The organism is Streptomyces avermitilis MA-4680 = NBRC 14893 (assembly GCF_000009765.2).
GTDB lineage: Bacteria > Actinomycetota > Actinomycetes > Streptomycetales > Streptomycetaceae > Streptomyces > Streptomyces avermitilis.
The window spans coordinates 2,772,243-2,786,655 of sequence record NC_003155.5; the positions used below are offsets into that span (position 1 = coordinate 2,772,243).

Consider the following 14,413-nt stretch of genomic DNA (forward strand, 5'->3'; position numbering starts at 1 on the left):
GGGGCCGGCGTGGCCTTCATGACTGTGTCAGGAGGCGCTGACCTGGTCCTGACGTGCGGCTGACGCCCGGCGAGCGGTCGGGGGGTCAGGCGGACGACGCCGCCTTCGGCCCCGGGATGAACTGCACGAACGCCGCCACGGCCAGCGCCAGTGGTGCCAGCAGGTAGAGGGAGGCGGTGAAGGCGTCGGCGTAGGCGGACGTGCCGGTGCCCTGTCCCAGGACGTGGTAGAAGACGACGCCGACCAGGGCCACGCCCACGGCGCCGCCCACCTGGCTGGCGGTGGACAGCACGCCCGACGCCGCTCCCGCGTAGCGCGGGTCGGTGCCGGCCAGCGCGATGGACGCCAGCGGTGCCATCACCATGGCCATGCCCGCCCCGCCGACCGTCAGCCCCGGCACCAGCCAGCCGACGGCGCCGTCCGTGCCGATGTGCTGCGCGGCGGCGAACAGCGCGGCCAGCCCCGCCGTGAGCACCAGCGCGCCGACCGCGAGGGTCTGCCGGCCGAGCGCCGCGGCGATGCGGCGTGCGCTGAGCGAGACGGTCAGGAAGCCCACGCCGAGGGGCAGGAACACCAGACCGGACTCCAGGGCGGTCAGCCCCAGGCCCTGCTGGAGGTAGAGCGCCAGGACGAGGAAGAACGACGCCATCCCGGAGTAGTACACGACCGCGGTGCTGACCCCGAACGTGAACGACCGCTGCCGGAACAGCGCGGGGTCGACCAGCGGGCTGCGGCCCGCGGCGGCGAGGCGGCGCTGCTGGACGGCGAAGACCACCAGCAGGACGGGGGCGGCGGCCAGGCTCAGCCAGGTCCACAACGGCCAGCCCTCCTGCTGTCCCTCGGCCAGCGGCAGGACGACGGCGACCAGGCCCGCGGAGATCAGCACCATGCCCAGGGGGTCGAGCCGCGCGCGGCCCTGGGCCCGGGACTCGGGCACCACCCGGGGAGCGAGGACGAGAGCCGCGATCCCCACGGGCACGTTGACCAGGAAGCAGGTGCGCCAGCCGAGTCCGGCGATGTCGGCGTGGATCAGCACGCCTCCGATGAGCTGCCCGAAGACCCCGGCGAGCCCCATGGTCAGCCCGAAGGCGTTGAACGCGCGGACCCGGGCCGGCCCGTCGTAGGCCACTCCGATGATCGCCAGGACCTGGGGCCCCATCAACGCCGAGGCCAGCCCCTGGGCGATCCGGGCCGCCACCAGCTGCGACGCGCTGGGGGCGAACCCGGCCCAGGCGGAGGACAGGGTGAACAGCGCGACGCCGATGAGGAAGAGCCGCCGCCGGCCGTACAGGTCGCCGAGCCGCCCGCCGGTGACGAGACCGGCGGCGTACGCGAGCGCGTAGCCCGCGACGATGAACTCGACGGCGGACTGGCTCGCGTGGAGATCCTGCTGGGTGGCGGGAATGGCCACGTTGACGATGAAGACGTCGAGCGTGATGACGAACGTGCCGATGAGGATGATCGGCAGGGTCGCCCAGTGTGGCGCCGAGGGTGGTTGCCGCTCCTCGGTCGCGGCTTTCTTCGGGGCGGCTTCCCGTGGAGACTCCAAGGCCATCGGGCCATTCCTTCCTTGCGTTTCTCTCCTGTGGTGCCGTCCGGGAACCGGGCTGTGCCGCGTTCCCGGACGGAGGGGGGTCACCAGGGCGGGACGTCGAGGATCTCCACCACCGCGGCGGAGAGGCTGAATCCCGCTCCCGCCGCGACGAGCAGCACGAGGTCGCCCGGTCCCACCGCGCGTTCCTTGACCAGGTGTTCGAGGCCGAGGAACTGGTCGCCCGCGCCGATGTGGCCCACCAGGCGGCCGAGGTCCCAGGTGCTCTGCTTCTCGGTGAAGCCGAGCACGTCGTAGTTCTCGGGCCAGACCCCGCGGTGGATGAGCGGTGTCACCACGCGGGATATGTCCTCGACGCTCACCTGGGCTTCGGCCAGGGCCCGCCGGGTGGTGTCCATGAGGGCGGCCTCGATGCGCTCCCAGGAGCCCTCGGCCTCGGGGGTGGCCGCGTGCTGAAGGCCGCGTTCGCGCAGCCGCAGCGGCATTTCGAGGCCGGGCGCGGTGGCGAACGGGGTCGTCCCCCGGTTCCACCGCTCCAGGGAGTTGTCGGCGCCCAGGGTGGCGGAGACGACACGGGCGAAGCCCTTCCGTCCGGACAGCACCAGAGCGGTGCCGCCGTCCGCGAAGACCAGGTTGAGCTGTACGTTCCAGCGGTCGACCCAGGGCGGGGCGAAGTTGTCTCCGGTGGTCAGCAGGACCGCGGAGGTGAAACCGGCGTCGATGTAGCCGGCGGCCAGGCACAGCGAGCCCAGCCCGGCGTTGCAGCGCTGCTGGAGGTCGAAGCCGGGAGCGGCCCGGCCCACCGTCTCGTTCGCGACGTAGGCCGCCGCGGGCCACATCTCGTGCCCCTGGAAACCGCAGGACGAGTGCAGGACGAGACCGACCTCGTCCCGCTCGATCCCGACGGCCCGCTCCAGGGCCAGCCGGCCGGCGCGGACGGCCATCTCGGGGCCGGCGACGCCGTCGGCCACGGCGATCGACTCGTAGCCCAGGTTCCGGTGCTCGTCGTCGACCAGTCCCGCCGCGATGGCCTCCTCCATGGGGACCAGGTCCGGCAGCCAGGACGCGGTCGAGGCGATGTACAGATCATTCTCGAATCTCATGGCATATCAGTCCTTCAGCAACCAGGGATCGTCGCGATGTCCTTTCCATGGGCGGCTCGGGGGCTGCGTTCCATGGTGGGTGGGGGGTTGGGGGTCGAGGTTCGTCGTACGTCGTACGTCCTCGTCGTACGTCCTCGTCGTTCGTCGTACGTCGCTCGTCGTTTCGTCGGTCGGACGGGGGGGCCGCGGTTCGTCGCGGGTTCGGGGTCGTCTGCTGCCGTCGTGCTCTGCCGGGCGCTACTGTCCCGCAGTCCCCTGATACGGCGCTGACACCGCCCGGCCGCCCGTCCGTGCACGGGCGGCCGGTGCCGGAGGCGGTCCGGTCCTCGCTCAGCTCACCAGTGCCGAGACGACGCGCTGGAGCCGCTGGGCGAAGTGCGCGGTGACGGACTGCGCGTGGGCGTCGATGTAGAAGTGGCCGCCCGGGTACTCGCTGTGGCCCAGGTAGTCGGGGCTGCGCCCGGCCCAGTGCGTCATGGCGTCCGGGTGCTCCTGGAGCGGGTCCGAGCGGCCGCCGTAGGACGCGAGCGGGCAGCTGACGCCGGCCTTGTCGTCCACGTACTGCGCGGCGACCCTGAGATCCGCCCGCAGCGCCGGGACCACCAGGGCGAGCATCTCCGGGTTGTCGTAGATCTCGGCCGGGAACGAGCCCAGCTTCTTGATCCACTCGACCATCTCGGCCGCGGGCATCCGGCTCTGCTCCTCGGTGGGCAGGAAGAAGCCCTGCGGCGACCAGCCGGACATGCCGAGCATGACCGGCGCGGGCCCGCCGTCCTCCTCCATGCGGATGGCCAGCCGGAAGGCCAGCTGGGCGCCGAGGCAGTGCCCGAAGAAGGCGAACGGCCGGTCGTCGAGGTCGTCGAGCACGGCCTCGTGCAGGGCGTCGAGCAGCGGGTCCCAGTCCTCGAACGTCGCCTCGCCACGGCGGTTGTGGCGGCCGGGCAGGGTCACCGCCTGCGGGGCGATGTCGGACGGAAGCAGGTTCTCCCAGTCGCGGTAGATGATGGCGCCGCTGCCCGCGTGCGGCAGCAGGAACAGCCGTACGGAGGCGTCCAGGGAAGGCTCGGCGGGGTGGAACCACTGGCCCTCGCGGGACATCTCCTGGCCTATGGCACTGGTCACGACTTCGCTCCTCCTACGGTGACGGTCTGCCCGCCGAGCGCGCGTACCGCGGGGAGCAGTACCTCGGCGATTTCCTTCAACTGCGGCTCCGGGTCGAGCGATCCGATCCGGAGGACGAGGTGCCGGGCGCCGGCGCGGACATAGCCGCCGAGCCACTCGGCACAGCTCTCGGCGCTGCCCCAGCCGTAGGCCTGGATGGCCGACATCTGTTCCAGGGAGCGTCCGTAGTAGTGGGTGATGTAGTGCTCCAGCTCGGACTTGGCGGCGGCGCTGTCGCTGTTGACGGTGACCGTCGCGTACAGGGCGGGCGTCACCGCGTCGGCGCCGCGGCCGGCCTCCTCGGCGAGTTCGGCGATCCTGCGCCGGGCCCTGCCGTAGGCGTCGGCGTCCGGCAGGAACGGCAGCCAGCCGTCGTAGCGGGTGGCCACGCGGGCGAGCACCTTCGGGGTGTCGCTGCCCGCCAGCCACAGCGGCGGGCCGCCGGGGGTGGCGGGAGCGGGCAGCCGGTCGAGGCGGTCCGCCTGCCAGAACCTGCCGTCGAAGTCGGTGGGGTTGCCCGGTTCCCCGGAGTTCCACGCGGTGCGCCAGAGCGCGGTGATCTCGTCGAGGCGGCCGACCCGTCCGGCGAAGGACGCGCCGACGGAGGCGAACTCCTCCTCGGTCTCGGGCATCGGGAAACCCGAGCCGAGGCCGAGTACCAGGCGGTCTCGGGCGACGTGCCCGAGGCTCGCGACCATGTTGGCGCCGATCAGCGGGTGGCGCAGGGCGGGGGTGAGGGCGGCGGTGCCCACGGTGATCCGCTCGGTGGCGGCCGCGGCGGCGGCGAGCACGACGAGGGGGTCGAGGCGGGGGCGGGCGGTCAGGGAGTCGCCGGCCCACAGGGAGTCGAAGCCGAGGCGCTCCGCCTGACGGGCGAAGTCCAGGAGGGGGGCCGCCGCGTAGGCGCCGTTGATGGCCTGCTCCCGGGTGGGGAGCAGGATGCCGATCCGCAGGGCTCGGTCGGGGGACTGCGGTTGGTTCGTCGACCGCGTGTCGTCGGGGGCTGATCGCGCGGTTCCCCGCGCCCCTTGCGGGGCACGTCCAGGGCGCTCGGCGTCCATAGGTGCTGCTTCCTCTCTCTGGCGTATGTGGCGTGCCGTCACTGGACCGCTGACGTGAGCGGATCGCGTGCCGGGGCGCTCAACCGCTCGCGCACCGCGCGCCGCAGGATCTTGCCCGACGGGTTACGGGGCAAGGTGTCGACGAAGTGGTAGGCGCCCGGGATCTTGTAGTCGGCGAGATGGCCGCGCAGGGACAGCAGGAGTTCGCGCGGACTCGCCTGGGCACCGGGGCGCAGCACGACGGCGGCGTGCACGGCCTCGCCCCAGCGCGGGTCGGGCAGCCCGACGACCGCGGAGTCCGCGACGGCCGGGTGGGCGGCGAGGGCCTTCTCGACCTCGGCCGGGTAGATGTTCTGCCCGGCGACGATGATCGTGTCGTTCATGCGGTCGCACAGGTAGATGTAGCCGTCCTCGTCGAGGTAGCCGGCGTCCCCCATGTGCAGCCACTCCCCCACCAGGGTGCGCCCGGTGGCCTCGGGCAGGTTCCAGTAGCCGAGCATCCGGGAGGGGGCGCGGACGCAGATCTGGCCGATGGCCCCGGGCGGCAGTTCGGCGCCGTCCGGGCCGACCACCTTCACCTCGTTGCCGGGGCAGGGCTTGCCGACGGACTCCAGGACCGTGCTGCCCGGGTGGTGCGCCTCGGGCGGCAGGCAGACCGCCACGCTGCCGGTCTCCGTGCTGGCGTAGATCTGCGCGAACTCGCAGTCGAACGTCTCCAGGCACTGCTTCAGCAGCGTCTCGGACATCGGGGCGGCCCCGTAGCAGATCTTGCGCAGGGAGACGAACGCGTCGGGCCCGGCGGTCCGTTCGCCCGCCATCATCTGGAGCATGGCGGGCGCGGCGAAGGTGGTGGTGACCCGGTGGGTACGGATCAGCCGCACCGCCTCCTGCGGGTCGAACTGGGGCATGATCACGCTGGTGCCGCCGGCGTTGAAGGTGTGCATGAACCAGCCGATGCCGGCGATGCCGAAGCCCGGCAGCGAGATGAGGGCGACGTCGTCGGGCAGCCAGTCGATCCAGGCGACGTCGTGGTCGCGCATGGCCTGCGGCAGGGTGAAGAAGCTGCGGTGGGCGAGGACGGCGCCCTTGGGCAGTCCGGTGGTGCCGCTGGTGTAGATCTGCACGACGGCGTCGTCGGGCCCGGTGCCCGGCTCCAGGTCGGCGTCGGGCTGGTCCGCGTACCAGGCGGGCAGTCCGGCGCCGCGGGCCGGTTCGCCTTCGGCGTCGGTGCCGTCGATCCGGATCATCGTGTGGAATTCCGGCAGGTGCGGGCGGACCTTGGTGGCGGTGGCCCAGAACTCGTCGTCGACGAAGACGAGGGTGGCGCCCGAGTCGCGCAGGATGTGGTCGACCTCGTCCGGGGTGAGCCGCCAGTTGACCGGGACCAGCACCGCGCCGGCCTTGGCGCAGGCGAGGATCACCAGGTAGTAGTTCTCCGACTCGCGCCCCAGGTAGGCGACCCGGTCACCGCGCTGTACGCCACTGACGCGCAGGGCGTGCGCGGCGCGGTTGCTCTCGCGGTGCAGCTTTCCGTAGGTGGTGATCCGGCCCTCGCAGACGATCGCCGCGTGGTGCGGACGGCTGCCGGCGTGGGCGCGGGAGGTGTGGGTGAGTGTCCAACTCCCGTTGGCTGTCGTGGTCATGGGGGCCTCCCCTTCGTCTGTCGTGGGTCGCGTGTCCGTGGTGGGTCAGGCCGCCGGCACCGGGCACAGCTGCCCGTCGAGGAAGGCGGCGAGCTGCCGTACGGTCGGGTGGTCGAGGGCGAGTGAGGCGGGCAGGGGCAGCCGGAACGCCTGCTCCAGACCGGAGGTGACGTGCCGCGCGCTCAGCGGGTCCAGGCCCAGTGAGCCGAACTCGGCCGTCGTCTCCAGCTCGTCGCCGGCCGTCAGACGCAGGACGGCGGCGACCTTCTCGCGGACCACCTGGGTGATCAGAGCGGTGCGCTCCGGCTTCGGCAGCGCGGCGAGAAGGGCCCGGTCGAGCCCGTCGTCGGCGCGGTCCGGTCGGACCAGGCGGTCGTAGAACTGGTCGCCGGTCTCGCTGTCCGCCGCATGGCGGTCCCAGTCGAACTCGCCCACCACCCGCTGGGTGCGTGGTGTGCCGCCCCACAGCCGGGCCAGGGTGTCGAGTGCCCGGGTCGGCGAGAAGAAGTGGACACCGCCGCGTTCGATCTCCCGGCTGAGGTGTTCCTCCAGGCGGGCGGACATGCCGACCCTGGCCCAGGCGCCCCAGTTGACGGAGAGTCCGGGCAGGCCCTGGCGGGTGCGCCACTCGGCGAGGCTGTCGAGGCCGGCGCTGGCGGCGGCGTAGTGCCCCTGGGCGGCGCCGCCGAGGACGGAGGCGATCGACGAGTAGGTGACGAAGAACTCCAGCTCCGGGAACGAGGCCTGGGCGGCCTCGTGCAGCAGCCAGCCGCCGTACGCCTTCGCGGCGAGCTGGGCGTCGATGGACTCCCAGGTGAGTTCGGAGATCAGCTTCTTGTCGTAGGACCCGGCGGCGTGCACGACGCCGCCGACCGGATACGGGCCCGCCGCCACCTCGGCCACCAGCCTGCGCACATCCGCGGGCCGGCTCACATCGGCGCGTACGACGGCGAGTTCGGCGTCCTCGGCGAGCTTCGCGAGGAGCGGCGTGGCCGCCTCGGTGGCCTTTCCGCTGCGGCTGACCAGGGTCAGGTGGCGGGCGCCGAGGGCGACGAGCTTGCGGGCGGTGACCAGGCCGAGGCCGCCGAGACCGCCGGTGACGAGGTAGGTGCGGTCGGGGCGGATGTCCGCGGGGGCGTCGGTCCCGGCCTGCGCGCCGGCGGACGGCTCGTCCGCCGCCTCGCCGGGCAGGTCCACCCACACCTGCGTGTCCGGGTCGAGGAGGGCGGTGCGCAGGGCCTCGCCCGTCTCGTCGAGGCCGAAGTGCCGGGCGCCGTAGTGGGGTTCGGGGTGCGGCGCGAGCACGACGGACGCGGACGGGACGGTGAGCGTGGAGCGCAGGGTCCCGGCGTGGCGTACGAGGACCTCGTCGCCGGTGGCGAATCCGGACCCGTCGCCGGCCGCGAGCACGGTGCCGGTGGCGAGGGCGCCGAGCACGGGCGGGGGTTCCTCCTCCTCCCGTTCGGCGCGTCCGGTGTCCAGGGCGGTACGGGCGTCGTCGTCGGTGAGCACGACGGAGCCGACGCGGACCTGGACCTCGTCGGCGTCCGGCGCCCGGTCCGCGGCGGCCACGAGCGCGAGGTCCGAGAGGTCCCCGGAGTCGGGGGCGCGCAGTTCGTAGCCCCCGCTCCAGGTGAGCGTGGCGTCACCGGCGAGGAGCCGGCGGACATAGCGGCGGCCGGGCCGGTGGGCGATCTGGTACTCACCGGCGGCCTCGGCCTCCCACTCGTCGAGCAGCGGCGCGAGGTCGCTGCCCGGGGCGAGGTCGACGAGCGTGGCGCGGTGGCGCGGGTACTCGGTGAGCAGGACCCGGCCGAAGCCCCACAGGGTGGCGGCGGCCAGGTGCCCGCCGTCGCCCGCCGGGTCGCCGGGCAGCCACTGGGCGCCCTCGGTCACCAGCCACAGCCGGGGCGGTACGGGCTGTCGGGCGGCGTCCAGCGCGGTCACCAGGGCCAGCAGCGCGCGGTAGTTGTCCTCGCACTCGGCGCGCATCCGGTCGGCGGACATGGCGCCCTGCCGCTGCCGCCAGACGCGGCAGACGTCGGTGACGGTCGGCGCCAGACGCGGCAGACGTCGGTGACGGTCGGGTCCTCGAGGGCCGCCTTGAGGCCGGTGGGATCGCTCAGCCGGGTCACGCGCAGGCCGGGCTGCCCGGCGAGCGCGGCGGCCCGGCCCGCCGCCGGGTCGAGCAGGAGGAGGTGGCGGCCGCCGGGAGCGGTCCGCGCCGGGGCCGCGGCGTCGGCCGAGGAGGGTGCGGCGGCGGACGTCCCCGCGGCCGCGCCCGGCAGGGCCCGCCGTACCCACTCCGGCCGGTGCAGGAACTGGCGGCGGCCCACGCGGCCCTCGGGGCGGGCGAGGTGGACGCCGAGGAGTTCGGTGACGGGTTCGCCGTTCTCCAGGAGGAGGATGTCGGCGATCCGGCGGTCCTGTTCGCCGTGCACCCGGGCGAGGACGCGGAGCTGTTCCCCGCGGGGCTTGCGGAAGTGGCGTACGCGGGAGATCTCGCGCGGCACGAAGACCGGGCCCTCGGGGTCGAGGACGACGGCGGCCTGCACCGCGGCCTCCAGGAGCTCCGCCGGCACATGCTCGGCCGCGGTGGCGTCGCGGCCGGTCAGCTCGCCGGTGACCAGGCCGTCCCGGTGCCGGGAGGCGTGCAGCAGCAGCCGCATGCGCGGGCCGTGCGGGCGGCCGACGGAGGCGAGGTCGGTGTAGATGTCCTCGTCGTCGATCCGCTGCCCGGCGGGCGTCAGTTCGGCGTCCAGCTCGGCGAGTTCGCAGACGGGTACGACCGGTTCGCGCCCGGCGGCGATCCGGGCGGTGGCGTGGGTGTCCTCCTCGCCCCCGACGAGGGTGAAGACCTCCACGTCGGCGCCGCCCTCGGAACGCGGTCGCCACCGGGTCGTCAGGGCCACCGTCGTCCCGGCGGGTATGTGCAGGGGCGTGAGCAGTTTCAGCTCGCGGACGGCGCAGCGGGTGTGCCCGCCGACCGCGTCCTGGAGGGCGAGCAGCAGGTCGACGTACGCGCCGGTCGGCAGCGTCGTACGTTCACCGTCGCCGAGGTCGGCCAGCGCGCCCAGGTCCCCGGCGGTGAACTCGGCCGTGAACTCCCGTACCCCGCTGGCGAACCGCTCCTCCGTGCCGAGCAGCAGATGGCGGGCGGCGCCGTAGGCCGCGCCCGTGCGCCGGGGTGCGATGGAGGGCGGCCGGTGGTCCTCGCGCTGGAAGGCGTAGGTGGGCAGGGACGTCTTCGCGGGGGCCGGGCGGCCCGCGTGGTAGCCGGCCCAGGAGACCGGCAGGCCCGCCGTGTAGTACCCGGCGAGCGCGGCCAGGGTGGTGTCGGCGGAGCGGTCGCCGCGGCGTAGGCTCACCGGCCACACGTGGTCGGCGGCGGTCAGACCACGCTGGGCGAGCGCGGTCAGGTCGGACCCCGGTCCGATCTCGATCAGGGCGTGCCGGCCGCGCTGGGCCACCGACCGGAGGCCGGCCAGGAAGCGTACGGGTTCGCCGAGGTGCCGCACCCAGTAGTCGGGGGTGCCGATCTCGGCGGGGCGGGCCGGCCGGCCGGTGACGTTGGAGATCAGGCTGATGGCGGGCTCGTGGAAGGTGATGCCGTCAAGGGCGGCGCGGAAGTCGTCGTACACCTCGGTCATCAGCGGCGAGTGGAGGGCGTGCGGGACAGCCGTCCGGTCGACGCGTACGCCCCGCGCCCGCAGGAGGCCGGTGACCTCGGCGAGGGCGTTCGCGCCGCCGGCGATCACACACCGGTCGGGGGCGTCGACCGCGGCGAGAGCCAGGTCCGGGTGGGCGGCGAGGAGCGGTTCGACGTCCTCGGCGGGGGCGGCGACCTCGGCCGTGCCGCCCTTCGCGCGCACCGCCCGCGTCAGCCGCGCGCGGGCGGCGACCAGCGTCACGGCGTCCGGCAGACTGAACAGCCCGGCCACGGCGGCCGCGACGACCTCGCCGATGCCGTGCCCGATGAGCACGTGGGGGCGCACGCCCCAGGACATCCACAGCCGGGCGAGCGCGTACTCCAGGGTGAACAGGGCGGGCTGGGCGTACTCGGTGCGGTCGATCGCCTCCGGGTCGGCGGCGGTGCCGCGCACCAGTGCGGCCACGGAGCGGCCCAGGTGCGGTGCGAACAGCCGGTCGCAGGCGTCGACGTGCTCGCGGAAGACCGGGAACCGCTCGTACGGCGCGGCGCCCATGCCCGCGTACTGGGAGCCCTGGCCGCTGAACATGAAGGCGGTCCTGCGGATGCCGGAGGGGCCCTCGTGGTCCCGGCCGGCCGCCTGGTCGAGCAGCCGGACGAGCGCCGCGTGGTCGGCGACCGGTCCCGCGACGCGGTAGGGGTGGTGGGAGCGGCCGACGTTGGCGGTGTAGCACAGCCCGGCCAGCGGGACGTCGGGCCGCTGGGCGAGCAACCGCCGGTAGTTCCGGGCCTGTTCGCGCAGGGCGGCGGCGCTCTTGGCGGAGAGGGTGAACAGGGGGGCGGCGGCGTCCGGGGCGGTCTCCTCGGAGTGCTTCACGGCGGGCGGCTGCTCCAGGACGACCGCGCCGACGGTGCCCGCGAAGCCGAGGCTGCTGACGACCGCGCGCCGGACGTCGGCCTGCCACGGCTCGCACGCGGTCGGTACGCGCACGAAGCGGGGCTCCCCCGCGTCGCGCCCGGAGGACGTGGTGCGGCCGGGGTGCGGGTAGACCGTGCCGGACCTGATCTGGAGCACCGCCTTGATGACGCCGACGATGCCGGACGCTGGTTCCAGGTGGCCCAGGTCGGTCTGCACCGAGCCGACCAGCAGCGGAGCGTCCTCGGTGTGCGACTCGGCGAAGACGCGGCCGACGGCGCCGGACTCGACGGAGCCGGCCGGCGAGGTGCCGGTGCCGTGCGCCTCGACGTACTGGATGTCCTCGGGGGCGAGGCGGGCCGCGGCGAGCGCGCCGCGGACGACCTTCTCCTGCACGGCGCCGTCGGGGGCGGCCGGGCCCGCGCCGTCGCCGTCCTGCGCGAGGGCGCTGCCGCGTACCAGGGCGAGCACGGTGTCGCCGTGCCGGGTGGCGTCGCCGAGCCGCTTGAGGACGACGACACCGCAGCCCTCGGCGAGCTTCCCCGCAACGCGCGGGCGGTGTGGGGCGTCGACCCCGCCGCACAGCGCGATGTCGGTCTCGCCCGCCCGCAGCCCCCGCACGGCCAGGTGCAGGGCGACCAGCGAGGACGAGCTCGCGGTGTCGACGCTCAGGCTCGGACCGCGCCAGCCCAGGAAGTACGACAGCCGGCCCGACAGCGCGCACGTGGTGACGCCGGCGGCGAGGGGGCCGTCCGGCTCCTCGTACGGCAGCGGGGCCGGTTCGGGGGCGTAGCCGCGGGAGCCGGCGCCCAGGTAGACGCCGCCGTTGCCGCGCCGCAGCGGGGTGGGGTCGATGTTGGCGTGCTCGAGGGCCTGCCACGCGGTCTCCAGCAGCATCCGCTGCTGGGGATCCAGGTAGGGGGCCTCCTTCGGCGAGATGTTGAAGAAGGAGGCGTCGAACGTGTCGAGGCGGTCGAGGGGGCCGGTCGCGCCGCGGCCTTCCCGCAGGTAGGCGTCGAACTCGTCGGGCGAGTTGCCGCCGCCGGGGAGGCGCAGACCGATTCCGACGATCGCGATCGGCTCGGGTGCCTGCCCCGGCGCCCGGTTCGTCTCTTCCGTCTGTGACTCCGTACGCGGCATGGAGCAACTCCTTGCGTCCTGGGCCTGGTCGGTCGTCAGGCGGACGGGGTGGACAGGGCGTCGGCCAGGTAGTCCACGAGCTGGGCGACCGTCGGCTCGTTGAACAGCACATTCACGTTGATGGACAGATCGAGGAGCTGCTCCAGGCTCTGCCGTATCTCGGTCAGCCGAAGTGAGGTGAGACCGAGGTCGAAATAACTGATGTCGAGGGGAAGATCCTCCGACTCGTCCATGAGAAGAACAGTCTTGAACTTCCGCAGGACGAGTGTCTCTATTTCATCGGCGATTTCGGTCCGCGGCAGTTCGCGCAGCCGCTGGATCACGGTGGTGTCGGCAGGTGGCATGGCGGTCATGCAAGCAGCGCCGGCTGACACCCCGCTGACGGCCCAAGGGCGCCGCGGCCGGGGCCTGGCTGAATCAGTCCGGTGTCAGCGGGGAGTCAGATTCGACTGTCACGATCGGGCTGTTTCGAAAAGGAATTCGCCGGAACGGAACCGAATCGGACCGAATCGAGAAATCCACTCGGGAAGTCGGAAAGGCTGATGATGCTTCGCGAAGCTGCGCAGGAGGAGAGTGCTCCGGCACCTTCCGGATTGAAGAGCTACGACCTCTACATCGCGGGCAAGGATGTCGCCGGTGACGGGTGGGTCTACACCGTCAGCGGGCGGTCCCTGCTGGAAGACGTGTTCACCAGCGTGAGCCTCAAGCGCTCGCTGGAGCAGGACCCGGAGTCCGAGGCCGCCCAGCACCCCTACGTCGTGGGCCGCTGCGCGGTCGCCGACGACAGCGCCATCGACATGGCCACCCAGGCGGCGGCCGCCGCCGCCTCGGACTGGGCGGCCGTCCCGCTGGAGCGGCGGATGCGCCTGGGCACCCGCTTCCGCGAGGAACTCCTCAAGCACCAGGACGAGTTCCTCGACATGCTGGTCGCCGAGTCGCACCCGGTGAAGCTGGCCCGCTGGGAGCTGAGCTGCCTGCTCCAGATCTACGCCCCGGGCAGTCTGCGCTGGTACATGAAGCAGATGCGGGTCGAGAAGGAGTACGCGGGCCGCAAACTGATCCTGCACCGTCAGCCCGACGGTGTGGTCGCCTTCAACCCGCCGCAGAACGCCCCGCTGCCCAGCGCCGCGCTCTGCGTACTGGCCCTGATGGCCGGCAACGCCGTGGTGGTCAGGGCACCCCGCAGTATCGCGCTGAGCACCATGTGGCTGCTGCGCGACATCGTGGCGCCGATCCTCGAGGAGTTCGACGCGCCTCCCGGCGTCCTCAACGCGGTGTGCAGCAACCCGAAGCAGACCATGGACCGCTGGATCGCCGACCCGCTGATCAACGACATCTTCTACATCGGCGGCAGCCAGGAGGGCCTGCGCTTCGAACAGCAGTGCGTCGCGCACGGCAAGAAGCCGATCCTCGAACTGGCCGGCAACGACGGCATCGTGGTGTGGAAGGACGCCGACGTGAAGTGGGCGGCCGAGGCCATCACCGAGTCCTTCTTCGGCTCCGGGCAGATCTGCATGGTCCCCAACTACGTGCTGGTCCACCCGGACGTCGCGGAGGCGCTGATCGCCGAGGTGCGTGAGCAGGTCAAGGGCATCCGGCCGGGCCTGCCCGAGGAGGAGGACGTCCTGCTGTCGCCGGTGCGCCGCAGCGAGCGGTTCTTCCGGCTGCTGCGCCAGGCCCTGGACAACGGGGGCTCGCTGGTCACCGGCGGTCACCGCACCGAGCTCGACGGGACGCCCTCGGAGACGGGTGTCTTCCTCCAGCCCACCGTCATCCGGGTGGACGGCCTGGACCGGGCCCGCACCTTCGACGTCGTGCGCGAGGAGACCTTCTTCCCGCTCATCCCGATCGTGGTGCCCGAACGCGACAACGACGACGCGCTGCTGGAGGCCTTCCTCCGCTTCGTCAACACCAACTCCTACGGGCTGCGCAACTCCCTGTGGTCGCGCTCCGACCACGTCATCGAGACCTTCGTGCGGCGCGTCGTCAACGGCGGTCTGCTGAAGGTCAACGACTCTCACATCGGCTTCCTGCCGTATCTGCCCAGCCACGGCGGCACCGGCCGCACCGGCGGCGCGTTCGGCGAGGCCAACTACCCGATGCTCAAGACCTCGCACGTGCAAGGGGTCAGCATCGCCCGCGACATCAGCCCCTACGACGCGGTCTTCGGCGCCTGAGCGCCCGACAC

9 protein-coding genes are annotated in these 14,413 nt (G+C 73.0%); 1 reads left to right on the plus strand and 8 read right to left on the minus strand.

Annotated features, from left to right (window positions below; genetic code table 11):
• Nucleotides 1-85 precede the first annotated feature (85 nt).
• The 8 genes from SAVERM_RS11905 to SAVERM_RS11935 form a co-directional block, all read right to left on the minus strand.
• The gene (locus SAVERM_RS11905) at nucleotides 86-1,555 is read right to left on the minus strand and encodes an MFS transporter (RefSeq protein WP_010983714.1); all 1,470 of its coding nucleotides are present in this window, start codon (nucleotides 1,553-1,555) and stop codon (nucleotides 86-88) included.
• 80 nt (nucleotides 1,556-1,635) lie between these two features.
• A complete protein-coding gene (locus SAVERM_RS11910) occupies nucleotides 1,636-2,655 on the minus strand; it encodes a ketoacyl-ACP synthase III family protein (RefSeq protein ID WP_010983715.1) in 1,020 nt (339 codons plus the stop codon).
• A gap of 330 nt (nucleotides 2,656-2,985) precedes the next feature.
• Nucleotides 2,986-3,753: a thioesterase II family protein gene (locus SAVERM_RS11915; protein WP_010983716.1), complete on the minus strand. Its 768-nt coding sequence runs from the start codon at nucleotides 3,751-3,753 to the stop codon at nucleotides 2,986-2,988.
• Nucleotides 3,754-3,773: 20 nt separating this feature from the next.
• A complete protein-coding gene (locus tag SAVERM_RS11920; protein ID WP_010983717.1) occupies nucleotides 3,774-4,877 on the minus strand; it encodes an LLM class flavin-dependent oxidoreductase in 1,104 nt (367 codons plus the stop codon).
• Between the two features lie 38 nt (nucleotides 4,878-4,915).
• Nucleotides 4,916-6,520 (minus strand): fatty acid--CoA ligase, encoded by a 1,605-nt coding sequence (locus tag SAVERM_RS11925; protein ID WP_010983718.1) that lies wholly within the window; start codon nucleotides 6,518-6,520, stop codon nucleotides 4,916-4,918.
• Nucleotides 6,521-6,565: 45 nt separating this feature from the next.
• Nucleotides 6,566-8,527 carry an SDR family oxidoreductase gene (locus SAVERM_RS44680; protein ID WP_237528769.1) on the minus strand — a complete coding sequence of 654 codons (1,962 nt, stop codon included), beginning with the start codon at nucleotides 8,525-8,527 and terminating at the stop codon, nucleotides 6,566-6,568.
• Entirely contained in the window at nucleotides 8,464-12,225 is a 3,762-nt protein-coding gene (locus SAVERM_RS11930) for a type I polyketide synthase (RefSeq protein ID WP_010983720.1), read from the minus strand. The genes SAVERM_RS44680 and SAVERM_RS11930 overlap by 64 nt, the downstream gene beginning before the upstream one ends.
• Before the next feature lie 35 nt (nucleotides 12,226-12,260).
• The gene (locus tag SAVERM_RS11935) at nucleotides 12,261-12,578 is read right to left on the minus strand and encodes an acyl carrier protein (RefSeq protein WP_237528771.1); all 318 of its coding nucleotides are present in this window, start codon (nucleotides 12,576-12,578) and stop codon (nucleotides 12,261-12,263) included.
• Nucleotides 12,579-12,770: 192 nt separating this feature from the next.
• Here SAVERM_RS11935 and SAVERM_RS11940 point away from each other — a divergent pair, with 192 nt between their 5' ends.
• Nucleotides 12,771-14,402: an aldehyde dehydrogenase family protein gene (locus SAVERM_RS11940; protein WP_010983722.1), complete on the plus strand. Its 1,632-nt coding sequence runs from the start codon at nucleotides 12,771-12,773 to the stop codon at nucleotides 14,400-14,402.
• Nucleotides 14,403-14,413: the final 11 nt, after the last annotated feature.